This is a genomic window from Pseudomonas sp. HTZ2 (assembly GCF_033173945.1).
In the GTDB taxonomy this organism is placed as follows: Bacteria; Pseudomonadota; Gammaproteobacteria; order Pseudomonadales; family Pseudomonadaceae; genus Aquipseudomonas; species Aquipseudomonas guariconensis.
In genome coordinates this window covers 3,494,743-3,512,895 of sequence record NZ_CP137332.1, presented here as the reverse complement: position 1 = coordinate 3,512,895, position 18,153 = coordinate 3,494,743, and the positions used below count along the sequence as shown (strand labels likewise).

Sequence of the window (18,153 nt, the reverse complement as noted above, 5' to 3'; positions counted from 1 at the left end):
TAGATGCTCGGCAACAGCGTCGATCAGTGCTTGGTGAGCTTGTCCAGGTAACCCATGACGAACGCCGAGACCACGAAGGTCATGTGGATGATCACATACCACATCAGATAGTCGGTGGAGATGTTCTGGGCATCCATGAATACCCGCAGCAGATGGATCGAGGAGATCGCCACGATGGAGGCCGCGACTTTCATCTTCAGCGAAGAAGAATCCATCTTGCCCAGCCAGTTGAGCTTCTCCTTGTTGTCGTCGATGTCCAACTGCGAGACGAAGTTTTCGTAGCCAGAGATCATCACCATCACCAGCAGGCCTCCGACCAGCGACATGTCGATCAGCGACAGGATCACCAGAATCAGGTCGGCTTCGCTCAGCGCGAAGACATTCGGCAGGACGTGGATGACTTCCTGGAAGAACTTCAGCGCCAGGGCCAGCAGGCCCAGGGACAGGCCGAAATAGATCGGAGCGAGCAGCCAGCGCGAGGCATACATCGCATTTTCAAGGATACGTTCCATGGGGAGATAGAGACTCGTCAGATGGCGAAAAAGCGAGCGCGAGTATAGCTACCCCTCCGGGACAGCAAAAGCCTGGAGCCCAGAGCGTCGCGGGTTAACCGCCTCCACCGGTGGAGGCGGCGCCCCATGCTCCAGGCAGCCGAACGCAACGACTGCCGAGCAATCAGGTCTCGGGATGGAACTGATAATCCCCCAGGTTGCGACAGCGCTCGCCATTGATCCGCCGCAACTGCGCTTGCAGGTGCAGGCACCAGATCTGCGGGTCGTCAGCGACCTGATAACCATGCAAGGTCAGGCTGTCGACAATGGCATTGAGCACCGACTCGGCGACCAGTGGACCATGGAATGGTCCTTGAGCCTTGATGGCCGAAGGTTGCTCTCCCTCCATCCCGGCAGCGAAGAGCAAGGTCCACATCCCGGTGTCGCCGGCCAGCGGACGGATACTGCATTCGATACGCGTCACCAGGCCCAGGCACTGGCGGGTGAGGCTGAGGTTGCGCATGGCGGCGTCCCCTCTGTGAAGCCTTGTTCAGCCCGAAAACTTCAGGCTGTTTCCATCCTGAACGCTGATGCCGTCCTAAGTTCCAGCATAGAAGACCCACAAAAAAAGATGGAAAACCGGCGCTGAACGGTAGCCATTTGCCTCCAGCGCCGGTTTATTGACTCAAGCGGGATTCGCTTGGGCCACGACCTCCTCCATGCGCTCTTTCTCGGCTTCCTTGATGTCTTCCTCGCTGATCATCTCGGCAATCACACGCAAGCGCTCGACCACCCGCGCATTGACGCTGCCTTCAGGGAATTGGCCCTTCTCGTCAGGTGCCCCCGCCTCCTCGCCCACCAGCAGGCTCAGGGCCTCGTCGGCCTGGCTGACGGCATAGACGTGGAACCGTCCGGCCTCGACCGCCTGAACCACCCGCTCATCGAGCATCAGCGTAGCGACGTTGGCGCGCGGAATGATCACGCCTTGCTCACCGGTCAGCCCGCGTGCCTCACAGAGACGGAAGAAGCCTTCGATCTTCTCGTTGACCCCTCCCACCGCCTGCACTTCACCGAACTGGTTGATCGAACCGGTGATGGCGAAGCACTGCTTGAGCGGGGTGCGGGACAAGGCCGAGATCAAGGTACAGACTTCGCCGAGCGATGCGCTGTCCCCGTCCACATATCCATAGGACTGCTCCAGCGCGATGCTCGCCGAGATCGCCAGCGGGAACTCCTGGGCATAGCGGCTCCCCAGATAACCGGTGAGGATCATCACGCCTTTGGAGTGAATCGGCTGACCTAGGTTGACCTCACGTTCGATATCGACGATGCCGCTGCCGCCCGGGTAGACAGTCGCGGAGATCCGCGCCGGCATGCCGAATGCCGAATCCCCGACCTCGAGCACGGTCAGGCCGTTGCACTTGCCGATGGCGGCACCCTCGGTGTCGATCAGGATGATGCCGGCGAGCATGTCGTCGAGCACTCGCTGCGACACTCGCCCGGTGCGTGTGGCCTTGGCCTTGAGGGCGCGTTCGATGTGCCCGGCATCGGTCATGTCCTCGCTGGCCAACTGACGGATGAAGTCCGCTTCACTGACCAACTGGAACAGGTCACCGATACGCGCCGACAGGCGCGACTGGTTCTCTGCAAGACGGGCGCTGTAGGTGGCCAGCCGGGCCACGGCATCGCTGGTCAGCGGGGCCATGCCTTCCTCGTTGGTGCGGGTGCGCAGCAACTGGGCGAACTGCTCGAGGTTCTCGTCGACCATCGGCATGTCTTCGTCAAAGTCCACCAGCACCCGGAACATCTCCTGGAAGTCCGAGTCGTGGTCCTGCAGCGCGTAGTACAGCTGGCGAGAACCGATGATGACCAATTTGATGGTGAGCGGGATCATCTGCGGCGTGAGGGTCACGCTGGCGACCCGCCCCAGTTCGCCCAGCGGCGATTCCATCTTCAGCTTGCGCGATTGCAGGGCGCGCTTGAGGGCGTCCCAGACGAACGGCTCGCCGAGCATCTTCTCCGCTTCGAGGATCAGGAAGCCACCATTGGCCCGGTGCAGCGCACCCGGGCGCAGCTGGCGATAGGAGGTGTAGAGCGCGCCCTGGTCGGTGCTGTACTCGATTCGGCCGAACAGGTTGTCGTAGGTCGGGTGCGGCTCGAACACCATCGGCGCTCCGCCGCTGACGTGATGACCGACCACCAGGCTCGGGGCGTATTGCTCCTCGAGCATCTTGCGCGCCACGGCATCGGTCTTGCTGTCGTCGACCAGTTGCTCCACCACGGTACGCAGCAGGTTCAGTTGCATGGACTGCAGGTAGGCGCAGACGGCCGCATTCTCTGCGTATTTTTCAGACAGCGGCGCCAGCAGTGGCTGAAGGGCCAGGGTGATGGTTTCTTCATTGAGTTGACGCAACTGGTTGTTCGATTCGCGCTTCCACTGAGGCAGGCTAGCCAGCTCCTCGTTGAGACGCTCCTCGAGTGCGGCGATGTCCTCGTGGAACTGCTCGCGCACCTCCTCGGGCAGTTGAGCGAACTCGGCCTCGTCCAGGGCCTTGCCATCGGCCATGGGCGTGAAGGCGACGTTGCTGGCGTCGCGATACAGGGCCACGTCCTTTTCCAAAGACGCCCGCTCGATCACATCCAGGGCACGGTCGTAGCGCTGGTTGAAGGCCCGGTCGATCGCGCCTTTCTTCTGTTGGTAGGACGGATGCTCGAACACTGCCGGGAACGTGGCCAGCAGGTTGTCGATCAGGCCGTTCATGTCGGTGATGAATTCGTTGGCGCTGCCAGCCGGCAGCTCCAGTGCCCGTGGCTCGCGGGTGTCGTCGAAGTTGTTGACGTAGACCCAGTCAGACGGCGTCTGCTGGCGTTTGCCCTCAGCCTTGAGGTAACGCTTGACGAACGAGAAGCGGCCGGTGCCCGGCTCGCCCATGACATACACGTTGTAACCTGGGCGCGGCATGGCCACGCCGAACTGCAGGGCCTCTACGGCACGCTCCTGGCCCAGGACCCCTCGAAACGGCTCCAGATCGTCGGTGGTGGAAAAGGCAAACTGCTCAGCGGAGAAACGCCGGGTCAGGGCTTCGGGCGCGAGACGCAGGCGCGAGGCGACAGAATCGGGCATGGGGTTTCCTTACTTCGGCGGGGCGGATGAAAGGCATTCTGGCGCTGCCCGCGCGCTGCTTGCAAGGCTTGGCGGGACTTTATGTCGCAGCCCAGCCAATGCGAATGCGCAAGCAATTTTTCGCAATAAATAACGCAACCTTTGGATCGTGCCTAAACTCCAACCTGCGCGGGTGGGCGTATTTGCTTTCCCGACCTGGCAACCGCGTTGCCAGAACCCTGACCATTGGTACGTCTACTGAAACCGAAAAAGAGAACAAAGCTATGAAACGGATTCTTCTGGGTACTCTGTTCGCCGCTGTTTCGATCAATGCCATGGCGGAAGCGCCGGGCGGCCCGAACTGCGGCTGGGGCAACTTGCTGTTCGAGGGCCAGCGCGGTACACCGGCCCACTTCCTGGCTTCCACCACCAACGGCACTTCCGGCAACGCGACCTTCGGCATGACCTCTGGTACCAACGGCTGCTCGACCAAGGCAGCGCTCACTTATGGCGGCAAGTCCTGGTTCGCCATGAACGGCATGATGAACGAGCTCTCCGAGGACATGGCCCAGGGCCAGGGCGAAGCCCTGACCACCTATGCCGTGGTTCTTGGTGTGGCACCTGAAGACCGCGCGCACTTCGCCGCTGTCACCCACCAGCACTTCAGTGAAATCTTCAGCAGCGCCGACGTCACTGCCGAGACCGTGCACAGCAACACGCTCGCTGTTCTCAAGAGCGATCCACGCTTGGCCAAATACGCCACCGAGGCTTGAGGCCTGCCCTTTCCCGCCCCGGTTTCGGGGCGGGTTCGGTCACTTTTACCTTCGGCATCATCCAGACGTAGTTGCCCGATATGCTCAAACGCCTCGCTTCCCTGGCGCTGGTCGCCAGTGCTCCACTTCATGCCGCGCCACAGCTGGATCAGGCGCGAGTCCAACAACTGGCCTCGACCCCTTACTGGATTGCCCTGGGCCACTACGAGACGGCCAAGCTCGGTGGCTGGCGCAGCTATGTGGACGATGACGCGTTCTTCTTGGCCCCCGATGGCGCCCATCATCCCGATCAGGAGCTCGAGGCCACGGTCCAAGCGCTGTATGCCCCGGCCAGCCTGGGTGACAAACATGCCCAATGCGTCTTCCCTGCGCGCACCCGCTGGCTGCGTGAGCAACTGCAGCTCACGGACTTGCCTCAACCGAACTGCCAGGAATTCGCCACCTGGTACAAATCCATCGACCCGCACAGCGCCGTGCTGGTGTTTCCGGCGGCCTACCTGAACAGCCCTTCGTCGATGTTCGGCCATACCTTGCTGCGCATCGACCAGTCCAATACCCGCAGCGACGACACCACGCTGCTGAGCTACGCGATCAACTTCGGTGCTTATATCGAAGGCAGCGACAACAGCATTCTCTATGCCTGGAAGGGGCTGATGGGCGGTTATCCCGGCCTGTTCGCCCTGATGCCCTACCAGGAAAAACTCTCCGAGTACCGCAGCCTGGAAAATCGCGACCTGTGGGAATACCAGCTGGACCTGACACCCGAAGAGACCGGACGCATGGTCGAACATGTATGGGAACTCAAGCAGATCCAGTTCGATTACTTCTTCTTCGATGAGAACTGCTCCTACCGCCTGCTGGAGTTGTTGCAGGTGGCCCGCCCCAGCCTGGACCTCACCTCGCAGTTCCCGCTGACCGCCATCCCCACCGACACGGTCAAGGCGGTCAAGCAGTCCGGGTTGGTCGCCAGCGTCCATTACCGCCCCTCCCGCGAGCGTGAACTGCTGGCCCGCGCCGAATCACTGGATCACGACGAAAAGCAGCAGGTGCTGGCCGTCAGTGCCGATACCGCAGAACTAAAGGCTCCCGCCTTCACCGCCCTGCCCCGCGAACGCCAGGCCCTCGTGCAGGACGCCGCCTACCGATTGGAGCGTTACCGCGCCAATGGCCAGGTCCGCGACCCGGCCCAGGCCCGGCGCAGCTTCGAACTGTTGCAGGCGATCAACCGCAACCCGCCACCGCCACTGGCAATCGAGCGGCCGGGCTTGCCCGAGGACGGCCATCAGTCACGCACCTGGCAACTGGGCGTCGGCACCCGCGACGACCGCGCCTACGCCGAATACGGCCTGCGCATGGCCTACCATGACCTCAACGACAATGCCTACGGTTTCCCGCTGGGCGCGCAGATCGAGATCCTGCAGCTCAAGCTGCGCCAGTACGAAAACAACGACTGGCAGGTGCAACGCCTGGACCTTGCGACCATCCGTTCCCTGACACCACGCAACGAACTGCTCCAGCCCTGGTCCTGGCAGGTAGCGGGAGGGCTCGAGCGGGTGCCGGGCAAGCATGATGACGAGGTCCTGGTCAGTCATGTCAACGGTGGCGCCGGTGCCACCTGGCAGCTGGCCGACGGCCTCTTGGGCTTCGCCCTGGGCACCGCGCGGATCGAGCACCACAACGACTTTTCCCAGTTCATCGCCCCGGCGGCAGGTTTCAACGGCGGGCTGTTGTGGCGCAACGGCCTGGGCAATCTGACCCTGGAAGCCAAGGGCGACTACTTCACCAATGGCGAGGTACGCCGTACGCTGAGCCTCAACCAGCAGTGGGAAATCAGCCAGAACCTCGGGTTGCGGTTAAGTGCCAGCCGCCAGTTCAGCCAGCTGGCGACGGCGCAGAACGAGGTGATGCTGGAGTTGAAGTGGTACCACTACTGAGTCGCCCCTGTCCGTGTTAGCGGGTTTACCCGCTGACACCTCAGTAAACAGGAACGCTGTGCGAGTCATTGACACGGTTTTGACGCCCCACCGACAAATCGCCGCCTAGACTTTCCCGTATCGGTCAGAGGGTATGTGGTCATGCGTTGGTGTGGGGTCGGGTTGTGGATAACGTTGTCGCTCACCGGCTGCCAGTCAGCCCACCAGCACATGATCGACCAAGGCTATCCGCCCGCCTATGCCGATGGTTTCGAGGACGGCTGCAGCAGCGGTCGCCAGGCAGCCGGGCTGATGGTCGGGGGCTTTCGCAAGAACGTGGCGCGGTATCTGCACGAGCGCCAGTACGAAACCGGTTGGGACGACGGTTTTCGCCAGTGCAATGCAATGCAGTCCAACGAAGATCTACGCCAGTATCGCGAACGCTATTGGGATGAGCGCGACCGGCAATGGCAGCAGGAAAAAGACCGCGACGCCGCGCGCGCCTATCGCCGCCAATGAGTCGCAAACGGACAACCGTTGAAACCCGCACGCTGCCACCATGGTCTCCTGCACAAGGAGGCTTTCATGAGTCGAGCATTTGTCAACGAGGATCAGGCCGCTGCCCAGGCCAGCCAACCGGTGGAGCGACGGGTCAGCGACCAGCCCAACTACGTCACCGCCAGCGGGCTCGCCCAGCTGCAGCAGCGTGTGGCCGAGCTCAACGCACTGCGCAACGAGCTCATGGCCCAGGGCGAGCGCGCCGACAAGCAGCGCCTGGCCGACAGCGAACGGGATTTACGGTATTTCTCTGCGCGGGTGCAAAGCGCCCAAGTCGTGCCTGCTGCCCATTCCACCGAAAAAGTGCAGATTGGCAGCCGGGTGACCTTCGTCGACGAAAATGACCAGCAACACACCGTGCAACTGGTGGGGGAAGACCAGGCCGACGCTACGCGTGGCCTGGTCAACTGGGGCTCACCGTTGGGCCGTGCGCTGCTGGGTGCGGGGCCCGGGGATGAAGTGCTGTGGCGACGACCGGCGGGGGATCAGTCGATCGAGGTCGTCAGCATCGAAGGCGAGCCCTGAAACAGCGTACGCCCTTTTCTCGGGCGACCCGCTCCTACAAGCTGAATCCTTGTCGGAGCAGGTTTACCCGCGAAAGGGTCGGTGATGGCTTTTAAACCACACCCTGGGCCAGCATGGCATCGGCGACCTTGACGAAGCCGGCGATGTTGGCGCCCTTGACGTAGTTGATGGTGCCATCGGCTTCTTCGCCGTAGTGCACGCAAGCGTGATGGATCGACTGCATGATGTTGTGCAGCTTGCTGTCCACCTCACCGGCAGTCCATAGCAGGCGCATGGCGTTCTGCGACATTTCCAGGCCCGAAACCGCCACGCCACCTGCGTTGGAGGCTTTGCCCGGCGCATAGAGGATGCCCGCTTCCAGGAAGATATCCACCGCCTCGAGGGTGGTCGGCATGTTGGCGCCCTCGGCCACGCAGATGCAGCCGTTTTGCAGCAGGGTGCGGGCATCTTCGGCGTTGAGTTCGTTCTGGGTGGCGCATGGCAGCGCGATGTCGCATGGCAGACTCCAAGGCGTCTGGCCTTTGCGGAACTCCAGACCGTACAGGCTGGCCATCTCGCTGATGCGGCCGCGCTTGACGTTCTTGAGCTCCATCAGCGCATCCCACTGCTCGTCGGTCAGGCCGACTTCGCAGAACAGGGTGCCCTCGGAGTCCGACAGCGAAATGACCTTGCCGCCCAGGTCCATGACCTTGCGCGCGGCGTACTGCGCCACGTTGCCCGAACCGGAGATCGCCACACGACGGCCATCGATACGCAGATCGCGGCGTTTGAGCATTTCTTCGGCGAAGTACACACAACCGTAGCCAGTGGCTTCCGGGCGGATCAGGCTGCCACCGTAGGTCATGCCCTTTCCGGTCAGTACCGAGGTGAACTGGTTGGCCAGGCGCTTGTACTGGCCGAACAGGTAGCCGATCTCACGGGCGCCGACCCCGATGTCACCGGCCGGCACGTCCAGGTCGGCGCCGATGTGACGATACAGCTCGCTCATGAAGGCCTGGCAGAAGCGCATGACTTCGGCATCGCTCTTGCCTTTCGGATCGAAGTCCGAGCCCCCCTTGCCGCCGCCCATGGGCAGCGAGGTCAGTGAATTCTTGAACACCTGCTCGAAGGCCAGGAACTTGAGCACCCCCAAGTTGACCGATGGGTGGAAACGCAGGCCGCCTTTGTAAGGGCCGATAGCGCTACTCATCTGGATGCGGTAGCCGCGGTTGACTTGCACCTTGCCTTGGTCGTCGACCCACGAAACGCGGAACAGTACTGCACGCTCGGGCTCGACCATCCGTTCGAGAATACCGGCCTTGAGGTAGCGGGGGTTGGCTTCGAGGAAAGGCCACAGGCTGCGCAAAACTTCTTCCACGGCCTGGTGGAATTCAGGCTGGGCCGGGTCGCGCTGCTTCAAGCGGGCCAGGAAATCGTCGACGGATTCGATCATGGTAGACATCTCACCAAGAGGATTGGACTTATTGGTTTTTTCCGAGACTTTACCAAGAACCAATCGCACCGGAACAGGGCGGCATGTCGTTTTTTTGAAATTTTCTGGTGCAATTTCTATAACTGTATACAAACAACACGTTGCCAATCGGTGAGTTCAAGAGCGGTTTGCCATCGCGCCCAACCTCAATAAAAGGCCCTCTTCGACTGCCGCGCTCATGCGCAGCGCCGTTACGCGCCAGGCACAAAAATGGGGCCGCTGAGGGCCCCATTCTTGTGCAGCGCTTGCCGGCTTACTGGGCCAGCTTCTTGTGCCGTACCCGGTGCGGTTGGGCAGCGGCATCGCCCAGGCGCTTCTTGCGGTCGGCTTCGTACTCGGTGTAGTTGCCCTCGAAGAACACCACGTTCGAGTCGTCCTCATAGGCCAGGATATGAGTGGCCACACGGTCCAGGAACCAACGGTCGTGGGAGATCACGATCGCGGCGCCCGGGAAGTCCAGCAAGGCTTCCTCCAACGAACGCAGGGTTTCGACGTCGAGGTCGTTGGACGGTTCGTCGAGCAGCAGGACGTTGCCACCCTCCTTCAAGGTCAGGGCCAGGTGCAGACGGCCACGCTCACCGCCGGACAGGTCCTTCACGAATTTCTGCTGGTCGCCGCCTTTGAAGTTGAAACGGCCAACGTAGGTACGCGACGGGATTTCGTAGTTGCCGATACGGATCACGTCCGAGCCGTCGGAAATCTGCTGGAACACGGTCTTGCTGCCGTCCAGGTCCTCGCGGCTCTGGTCGACGCAGGCCAGTTGCACGGTCTCACCGATCTCGATGCTGCCCGAGTCCGGCTGCTCCTTGCCCATCAGCATGCGGAACAGGGTCGACTTACCGGCACCGTTACCCCCGATCACACCGACGATGGCGCCCTTGGGCATGGAGAACGACAGGTTGTCGATCAGCACGCGGTCGCCGTAGCCCTTGGTGACGTTCTTGAACTCGATGACTTTGTCGCCCAGGCGCGGACCGGCCGGGATGTAAATCTCGTTGGTCTCGCTGCGCTTCTGGAACTCTTGGGACTGCATCTCTTCGAAGCGTGCCAGACGAGCCTTGGACTTGGACTGGCGGGCCTTGGCGCCTTTGCGCACCCACTCCAGTTCTTCCTTCATGGCGCGTTCGTGGGCGCTCTGCTGCTTGGATTCCTGCTCCAGGCGCGCCGACTTGGCTTCCAACCAGCCCGAGTAGTTGCCTTCGTACGGAATACCGGCGCCACGGTCCAGTTCGAGAATCCAGCCTGCAACGTTGTCCAGGAAGTAACGGTCGTGGGTGATCGCCACCACGGTCCCGGGGAAGTCGTGCAGGAAGTGCTCCAGCCAAGCCACCGAGTCGGCATCCAGGTGGTTGGTCGGTTCGTCCAGCAGCAGCATGTCAGGGGCCGACAGCAGCAGGCGGCACAGGGCCACACGGCGCTTCTCACCACCGGACAGGTGCTCGATCTTGGCGTCCCATGGCGGCAGACGCAGGGCGTCGGCGGCGACTTCCAGCTGGCGCTCCAGGTTGTGGCCGTCGGAGGCCTGCAGGATCGCTTCGAGCTTGGCCTGCTCGGCAGCCAGCTTGTCGAAGTCGGCATCCGGCTCGGCGTAAGCGGCGTAGACCTCGTCCAGGCGTGCCTGGGCATCCTTGATCACGCTCACCGCTTCCTCGACGACCTCGCGGACGGTCTTGCTCGCGTCCAGCTGCGGCTCCTGGGGCAGGTAGCCGACATTGATGTCCGGCATCGGACGGGCTTCGCCGTCGAACTCCTTGTCGACGCCGGCCATGATGCGCAGCAGGGTCGACTTGCCCGCGCCGTTGAGGCCGAGCACACCGATCTTCGCGCCGGGGAAGAACGACAGGGAAATGTTCTTCAGGATTTCCCGCTTCGGCGGCACGACCTTGCTCAGCCGATGCATGGTGTAGACGTATTGAGCCAAAACCAAGCCCTCTATCAGAAAGGTAAAGACAACGACCCCGGCATGGGCCAGGGGGATGTGTTTACGGGGTGTCGTTGAACAAAGTGGGCCATTCTACGCCAAGTCGTGGCGTTTCACAGATGGCGGGGCGTCGAATGGGTGCATTGAAGGGCCAGTGCTCTGGCGAGGCCGTTCCCATCCGTACACGGGCTGTGCCGGAGGGAGCGGCCTTGAAGCCGCGACCGAGGGGCGCAGCCTGCGGCCAGGCAAGCTTAGACGTGAGCTTGTTTGGCCTTGCCGCGTGGCAGACGGCAACGGTCGTTCTGCTCGGCCAGGCGCGCAGCCCAGGCGGCCTTGACGCTGAAACCACCGGTGCGTGCCGGCTTGCTCGCACCTTGCTTGGCGGCTGGCTGGGCACCCGGTTTGGCGGCAGGTCTTGCCGAAGGCACAGCCACGGCAACCGACTCGACAACCGGCTCGACGGTCGCCTTGGCCGACTTGCGCAGCTCAGCCAGCGAAGGGCTCTTGCGCACCGCCGCGTTGGCAGCATCTGGCTTTGCCAGCGAACGCTGGCAGGACTTGCAGGATACGTCGTCGGTCACGGCAGTGCTGACCAGGGTCTGACTGCTGCGCCCACAGGCGGAATCGAGGCCATTGGTGGAATAGTGAGTAACCAAAACCGTACATCTCCAGAAGCGTTGACTATGAAGCGGCGCGCATTCTCGCACAGCTTGAAGGGTCTTGCCGAACAGGATGTCGACCATCGGCAGGGGACAGAGGAGTGGCACTTTGCCATAATTCAAGGCATGCTAGTCGGCTTGATGCGCCACTCTGTAATAGTGTGCCCGGCGATATGCCCAGGCACGCCCCATGCCTGTTCAGCCCCTGCCATCGCCAGCCCAATCGCAGGATCAACGCTTGACCAATCTCACTCAACCGCCCTCCCTGCGCCCTGCTGAAGCTGCCTCGGCTGGCAATCCGCGTGGCTCGCTCAAAGGCGCCCTGGCCTTGTTGGCCCTGGTCCTGCTGGCGTTGCTCCTGTGGCAACTGTTCTCGCAATACCGCCATACCCAAAACGACCTGCACCGCCAGAGCTTGGCAGCGAGCGCCCAGCTGGCCGATCACTTGAGCCTGAGCATGGCCCTGAAGGCCGAACAGGCCGGGAACATTCTGCAACCTTACGTCAACGCCCCGACACCTTCGGCACTGCCTTCGGTGCTGCACGCGGTTCGTGACCGGCTTCCCAACCTGCAACAGCTGGCCTGGCTGGACGACAGCGGCAGGGTGGTGGCCGACAGTCTGGTCGGCAGCCCGGACCGTCAATCGATTGACGAGCTGCTGCAATTGAGTCAAGGCCGCCCGTACTTCTTCAGCAACACTGCAGACAATAACCAGATCTACCTGCTGCTGCGCCAGCCAGACGACCGCGGCTACTGGTTGTTGCGGCTCGCCCCTCGCTACTACCAGCAACTGTCCGAACACCTAAACGGCACGAGCCACCTCCTGTGGCTGCTGGAAAACAGCCGCAGCGGCACGGTTCTGGAGCGGCACGGAGCAGTACCGCCGCCTAGCGAGCCGCTACAAAGCGTGATGCTGGCCTTCATCGACAACAGCGCCTGGCAACTGCGCGGTCTGTTCGACGCCGAGCAGGCACGTGCCGATCTGCTCCCTCCCCTGATCGGAAAGTGCTTGCTGGTGCTGTTCTGCGCCCTGCTGCCGGTGCTGGCCCTGATCAACATGCGTCGCCGCCATCGGGCGCTGCAAGAGGACCGCCGTCGCTACCAGGAAATCTTCGAAGGCACTGGCGTGGCATTGTGCGTGCTCGATCTGTCCAGCCTGCCTGGTCAGCTCGACCGTTACCACCTGCGCAACCATGCCGCCCTCAAGCAGAGCCTGGCCCTGGATGCCAATTTGCGCCGCTCGCTGCTGCAAGAGCTGAAGATCACCGAAATCAACGAAGTCGCACGCCAGCTGCTCAACGTGCATTGCCACGAGGGGGCCTGGCAGCGCCTGATCGACGGTAGCGGCGATGGCCGTGAAAGCGTCGGCATGCAACTGATCGATGCGCTGATCGAACAACGCAGCCTGCTGGAACTGGAAGTGCGCCTGCCCACGTCCACCAGTGGCGAGTTGCACCTTTGGCTGATGGCCCGCCTGCCCCAGCAGCGCCGGGACTACCAGGCAGTGATCCTGAGCATCAGCGACATCACCCGCCGCAAACAGGTCGAGCTGTCACTGCTCGAACGTGAGAGCTTTTGGTCGGACGTGGTGCGCACCGTTCCCGACCAGTTGTACGTGCAGGATGTGCATAGCCAACGGATCATCTTCAGCAATCGCCACCTCGGACAGACCCTGGGCTACGACCGCGCCGAGCTTGCACAGATGGGGGACCGCTTCTGGGAACTGCTGCTGCATCCGGAGGATGCCGAACACTACGAAACGCTACGCCAGCAGCAGCGTGAGACCGGTCACGGCCAGACCCTGCATTGCCAACTGCGCTTCCGCCACCGTGACGGCGGCTGGCGCTGCTACGAAATCCGCGAGCAGGTCCTGACCCGCGAGGCCAATGGCCAAGTGACACGCATCATCGGGGTGGGCAAGGACGTCACGGTGCAGATCGAAGCCAGTGAATCGCTGCGCGACAGCGAGCAGCGCTACCGCATGCTGGCAGAAAGCATCAGCGATGTGATCTTCTCCACCGACAGCCAGTTGCAACTGAACTATGTCAGCCCGTCGGTGCAGGCGGTGCTGGGCTATCAGGCCGACTGGATCTTCGAGCACGGCTGGCAATCGATCGTCGCCAACCCGGCCCAACTCACGGGCGTCTACACCCTGCTCGAGCGGGTCAGCAAGGCATTGCACGACAGCGAGCAGCTCGCCCAACTGCGCAGCCAGCTGCCCACTCAGTTGTTCCTGTTCGACTGTCTGCGCGCCGATGGCCGCAAGATTCCCATCGAGCTGCGCTTGGTGCTGGTCTGGGACGAGCACGAACACTTCGAAGGTGTGCTCGGTGTCGGGCGTGACATCAGCCAGCAGCGCCGCGCCGAAAAAGACCTGCGCATGGCCGCGACGGTATTCGAGCATTCCACCTCGGCCATCCTCATCACCGACCCGGCCGGCTACATCGTGCAAGCCAACGAAGCATTCAGCCGGGTCAGCGGCTATGCGGTCAGCGAGGTGCTCGATCAACTGCCCGGCATGCTCACGGTCGACGCCCAGCAAGAGGCGCACCTGCGCTATGTGGTCAAGCAACTGCATCAGCGCGGTAGCTGGGAAGGCGAAGTCTGGCTCAAGCGTCGCAACGGCGAGCACTACCCGGCCTGGGTCGGCATTACCGCCGTGCTCGACGACGAGGGCGACCTGGCCAGCTATGTGTGCTTCTTCACCGACATCAGCGAGCGCAAGGCCAGTGAACAGCGCATCCACCGCCTGGCCTACTACGATGCCCTGACCCACCTGCCCAACCGGACCCTGTTCCAGGATCGCCTGTTCACCGCGTTGCAACAGGCCGAGCGCCACAAGTCCTGGGTGGTGTTGATGTTCCTGGACCTGGACCGTTTCAAGCCGATCAACGACTCCCTCGGCCACGCCGCGGGCGATCGCATGCTCAAGGACATGGCCCAGCGCCTGCTGGCTTGCGTCGACGATGACGATACCGTTGCGCGCATGGGCGGCGATGAGTTCACGCTGCTACTGCAACCCAAGGCCAGCCGCGAGATGGCCCTGAACCGCGCTATTCACGTGGCCGAGAACATCCTCGGCAGCCTGGTGCGCCCGTTCGTCCTGGAAAACCGCGAGTTCTTCGTCACTGCCAGTATCGGCATCGCCCTCAGCCCGCAGGATGGCGGTGAACTGAGCCAGTTGATGAAGAACGCCGACACCGCGATGTACCACGCCAAGGAGCGCGGCAAGAACAACTTCCAGTTCTACCAGGCCGACATGAACGCCAGCGCCCTGGAGCGCCTGGAGCTGGAAAGCGATCTGCGCCATGCCCTGGAGCAGAACGAGTTCATCCTCTACTACCAGCCGCAGTTCAGCGGAGACGGCAAACGCCTGACCGGAGCCGAGGCCTTGCTGCGCTGGCGTCACCCGCGCCGAGGCCTGGTTCCACCGGGCGACTTCATTCCGGTCATCGAGGAGCTGGGCCTGGTGGTGGATGTCGGCGACTGGGTGCTGCGAGAAGCCAGCCGCCAGCTCAAGGCTTGGCACAAAGCCAAGCTGCGGGTGCCGAAGGTGTCGGTGAACATCTCGGCGCGGCAGTTCTCCGATGGCCAGTTGGGTACGCGCATCGCCACCATCCTCGAGGAGACCGGACTGCCCCCGGCATGCCTGGAGCTGGAACTGACCGAAAGTATCCTGATGCGCGAGGTCAGCGAGGCCATGCAGATTCTCGACAGCCTGAAGAACCTCGGCCTGAGCATCGCGGTCGACGACTTCGGCACCGGCTATTCGTCGCTCAACTACCTGAAGCAGTTCCCCATCGACGTGCTGAAGATCGACCGCACGTTCGTCGATGGCCTGCCGGAAGGCGAGCAGGACGCCCAGATCGCCCGGGCGATCATCGCCATGGCCCACAGCTTGAACCTGGCGGTCATCGCCGAGGGGGTCGAGACTCACGAGCAGTTGGAGTTCCTGCGTGAGCACGACTGCGACGAAGTGCAGGGCTACCTGTTCGGCCGCCCCATGCCAGCTCACCAGTTCGAGGCGCAGTTCAGCCACGAGACGTTGTTCGTGTTCCAGTGAGCGAGGCGGTTCGCAGGTTTACCCACAAAAGCGTCGCTTGACCGCCCCAGGCCAGCCGAAGGCAAAACCGGACTTTCGAGTCAACCTGCACAGGTGCGCAGCCCAGTCAGGGCGCGGGTTGCAACATGAACCCCATTGGTCTGCTACGTGACACCACTTCATATGCCAGTGGCGAATCAATCGGTTAGAATGCCCACCCAATTCAGCCCGATCCTTGAGGACCGCCATGTTCAGCCGTGATTTGACCATTGCCAAGTACGACGCCGAGCTCTTCGAAGCCATGCAGCAAGAAGCTCTGCGCCAGGAAGAGCACATCGAGCTGATCGCTTCGGAAAACTACACAAGCCCCGCCGTCATGGAAGCCCAGGGCTCGGTACTGACCAACAAGTACGCCGAAGGCTATCCAGGCAAGCGCTACTACGGTGGCTGCGAGTACGTCGACGTCGTCGAGCAACTGGCCATCGACCGTGCCAAGCAGCTGTTCGGCGCCGACTACGCCAACGTCCAGCCGCACGCCGGCTCCCAGGCCAACGCAGCCGTCTACCTGGCCCTGCTGTCGGCCGGTGACACCATCCTGGGCATGAGCCTGGCCCACGGTGGCCACCTGACCCACGGCGCCGCCGTGAGCTCCTCCGGCAAGCTGTACAACGCCATCCAGTACGGCATCGACAGCAACGGCCTGATCGACTACGACGAAGTCGAGCGCCTGGCGGTCGAGCACAAGCCGAAGATGATCGTCGCGGGCTTCTCGGCCTACTCGCAGGTCCTGGACTTCGCCCGCTTCCGCGCCATCGCCGACAAGGTCGGTGCCTACCTGTTCGTCGACATGGCCCACGTTGCCGGCCTGGTCGCCGCTGGCGTCTACCCGAACCCTGTTCCGTTCGCCGACGTGGTCACCACCACCACCCACAAGACCCTGCGCGGTCCACGCGGCGGCCTGATCCTCGCTCGCAAGAACGAAGAAATCGAGAAGAAGCTCAACTCGGCTGTCTTCCCAGGCGCCCAGGGCGGCCCGCTGGAGCACGTCATCGCTGCCAAGGCGATCTGCTTCAAGGAGGCACTGCAGCCTGAGTTCAAGGCTTACCAACAGCAGGTCGTGAAGAACGCCCAGGCCATGGCCAGCGTGTTCATCGAACGTGGCTTCGACGTCGTTTCCGGCGGCACCCAGAACCACCTGTTCCTGCTGTCGCTGATCAAGCAGGACATCTCCGGTAAGGACGCCGACGCCGCCCTGGGCAAGGCCTTCATCACCGTCAACAAGAACTCGGTCCCGAACGACCCACGCTCCCCGTTCGTCACCTCGGGCCTGCGTTTCGGCACCCCAGCCGTCACCACCCGTGGCTTCAAGGAAGCTGAGTGCCGCGAGCTGGCCGGCTGGATCTGCGACATCCTCGCCGACCTGAACAACGAAGCGGTGATCGACGCGGTTCGCGAGAAGGTCAAGGCCATCTGCAAGAAGCTGCCGGTGTACGGCAACTGATCGGCAATCGCCTGATGTAAAAAAGCCCGGCCTTGTGCCGGGCTTTTTCATTGTGCGTAAGACGGGCGATGCTTTCGGCTTGCCCAGCGATCAGTTGCGGGCTCAGTTGCTAGCCTTGGCTCAACGCCTCGAACCCCGCCCGGATCTTCTCTTCCGGCAGCTCATCGGCAATGAACACCATCACGCTTTCCCGCTTCTCGCCCTCGGCCCACTCGGCGTCCCAGTCGAAGCCATACAGCTTGAGCACGCCCTGGAACACCAGACGGCGGTCCTCACCGGCGATGTTCAGCACGCCTTTGTAACGCAGCAATTGCTTGCCATGGCTTTCCAGCAGCTCGTTCATGAAGTCGCTGAGGCGGTCGATGTCCAGCGGGGTGTCGGTACGCAGCACGAGGGTCGAAATACGATCCGGGGTCGCGGGCTTGAGCACCGGGCGCAATGCGGGCTTTAGGTTGGCGCCCAGGTCGGTATTGAGGTTGAAGCCGCGCACATCCAGCAACTCGGCCAAATCGATGTGGCCATGCTCGACCACGCGGATCGCGGCACGGCCGTTGATGCGGGACAGGCGCTGCTCCAAAGCTTTCACGCTCTCAGGCTCGACCAGGTCGGTCTTGCTCAGTAGCAGGCGGTCGGCGAAACCGACCTGGGCCTGCGCGATGGCCTGGGTGAGGTGCACCTCGGCGTGCGCGGCATCGACCAGGGTGATGATGCCGTCCAGCAGGTAGCGCTCGCGCAGGTCTTCGTCGATGAAGAAGGTCTGCGCCACCGGAGCCGGGTCAGCCAGCCCCGTGCATTCGATCACCAGGCGGTCGAAAGCGATCTCGCCGGCATCCAGGCGCTCAAGCAGCAAGTACAGAGCCTTGGTCAGGTCGGTGTGGATGGTGCAGCACACGCAGCCGTTGGCCAGGGTCATGACCTGTACCGGCTCGTCACCAAGCAGCTGGCTGTCGATGCCTGCTTCACTGAACTCGTTTTCGATCACAGCGATCTTCATGCCATGTTCGGCCTTGAGCATGTGCTTGAGCAGGGTGGTCTTGCCGGCGCCGAGAAAACCGGTCAGCACCGTCACGGGAATAGGCGTTTGCACGCGGTCGTCTCCTGAAGCTGATAAGAATTGCGCGAGGCCTCAAGCAATAAACCTGTGGGAGCGGGCTTGCCTGCGAATGCGCCAGTGAACTCACCGACGTTTTCGCGGG

Annotated in this window: 13 protein-coding genes; 6 read left to right on the top strand and 7 right to left on the bottom strand. The window is 62.5% G+C overall.

Features of this window, described 5'->3' with window-relative positions:
* Positions 1 to 23: 23 nt before the first annotated feature.
* The 3 genes from R6G97_RS16250 to R6G97_RS16240 all read right to left on the bottom strand — a co-directional run bounded on the left by R6G97_RS16250 (position 24) and on the right by R6G97_RS16240 (position 3,615).
* Entirely contained in the window at positions 24 to 512 is a 489-nt protein-coding gene (locus tag R6G97_RS16250; protein ID WP_043208460.1) for a TIGR00645 family protein, read from the bottom strand.
* A 163-nt stretch (positions 513 to 675) separates the two neighbouring features.
* Positions 676 to 1,014: a PA4575 family protein gene (locus tag R6G97_RS16245; protein WP_043208458.1), complete on the bottom strand. Its 339-nt coding sequence runs from the start codon at positions 1,012 to 1,014 to the stop codon at positions 676 to 678.
* A 162-nt stretch (positions 1,015 to 1,176) separates the two neighbouring features.
* Entirely contained in the window at positions 1,177 to 3,615 is a 2,439-nt protein-coding gene (locus tag R6G97_RS16240; RefSeq protein ID WP_043208454.1) for a Lon protease family protein, read from the bottom strand.
* Between the two features lie 263 nt (positions 3,616 to 3,878).
* Between R6G97_RS16240 and R6G97_RS16235 the strand changes: the two genes are divergently transcribed.
* The 4 genes from R6G97_RS16235 to R6G97_RS16220 all read left to right on the top strand — a co-directional run bounded on the left by R6G97_RS16235 (position 3,879) and on the right by R6G97_RS16220 (position 7,363).
* Entirely contained in the window at positions 3,879 to 4,367 is a 489-nt protein-coding gene (locus R6G97_RS16235) for a DUF3015 domain-containing protein (RefSeq protein WP_043208451.1), read from the top strand.
* Positions 4,368 to 4,447: 80 nt separating this feature from the next.
* Positions 4,448 to 6,301, top strand: coding sequence for an Lnb N-terminal periplasmic domain-containing protein (locus tag R6G97_RS16230; RefSeq protein WP_317847232.1), 1,854 nt, complete (start codon positions 4,448 to 4,450; stop codon positions 6,299 to 6,301).
* A 141-nt stretch (positions 6,302 to 6,442) separates the two neighbouring features.
* The gene (locus tag R6G97_RS16225) at positions 6,443 to 6,799 is read left to right on the top strand and encodes a hypothetical protein (protein WP_043208447.1); all 357 of its coding nucleotides are present in this window, start codon (positions 6,443 to 6,445) and stop codon (positions 6,797 to 6,799) included.
* Between the two features lie 66 nt (positions 6,800 to 6,865).
* Entirely contained in the window at positions 6,866 to 7,363 is a 498-nt protein-coding gene (locus R6G97_RS16220; protein WP_043208445.1) for a GreA/GreB family elongation factor, read from the top strand.
* A gap of 91 nt (positions 7,364 to 7,454) precedes the next feature.
* Here R6G97_RS16220 and gdhA read toward each other — a convergent pair whose 3' ends face one another.
* The 3 genes from gdhA to R6G97_RS16205 form a co-directional block, all read right to left on the bottom strand.
* Entirely contained in the window at positions 7,455 to 8,795 is a 1,341-nt protein-coding gene (gene gdhA, locus R6G97_RS16215) for an NADP-specific glutamate dehydrogenase (protein ID WP_317847231.1), read from the bottom strand.
* A gap of 292 nt (positions 8,796 to 9,087) precedes the next feature.
* Positions 9,088 to 10,755 carry an energy-dependent translational throttle protein EttA gene (gene ettA, locus R6G97_RS16210; RefSeq protein ID WP_043208442.1) on the bottom strand — a complete coding sequence of 556 codons (1,668 nt, stop codon included), beginning with the start codon at positions 10,753 to 10,755 and terminating at the stop codon, positions 9,088 to 9,090.
* Between the two features lie 251 nt (positions 10,756 to 11,006).
* On the bottom strand, positions 11,007 to 11,411 hold the full coding sequence (locus tag R6G97_RS16205; protein WP_043208440.1) for a hypothetical protein: 405 nt from the start codon (positions 11,409 to 11,411) through the stop codon (positions 11,007 to 11,009).
* Positions 11,412 to 11,652: 241 nt separating this feature from the next.
* Here R6G97_RS16205 and R6G97_RS16200 point away from each other — a divergent pair, with 241 nt between their 5' ends.
* A complete protein-coding gene (locus tag R6G97_RS16200; RefSeq protein WP_090345317.1) occupies positions 11,653 to 15,477 on the top strand; it encodes a sensor domain-containing protein in 3,825 nt (1,274 codons plus the stop codon).
* A 226-nt stretch (positions 15,478 to 15,703) separates the two neighbouring features.
* Positions 15,704 to 16,957, top strand: a complete 1,254-nt coding sequence (gene glyA, locus R6G97_RS16195; RefSeq protein WP_043208438.1) for a serine hydroxymethyltransferase — start codon at positions 15,704 to 15,706, stop codon at positions 16,955 to 16,957.
* A 109-nt stretch (positions 16,958 to 17,066) separates the two neighbouring features.
* Here glyA and yjiA read toward each other — a convergent pair whose 3' ends face one another.
* Entirely contained in the window at positions 17,067 to 18,044 is a 978-nt protein-coding gene (yjiA, locus tag R6G97_RS16190; protein WP_090345159.1) for a GTPase, read from the bottom strand.
* Positions 18,045 to 18,153: the final 109 nt, after the last annotated feature.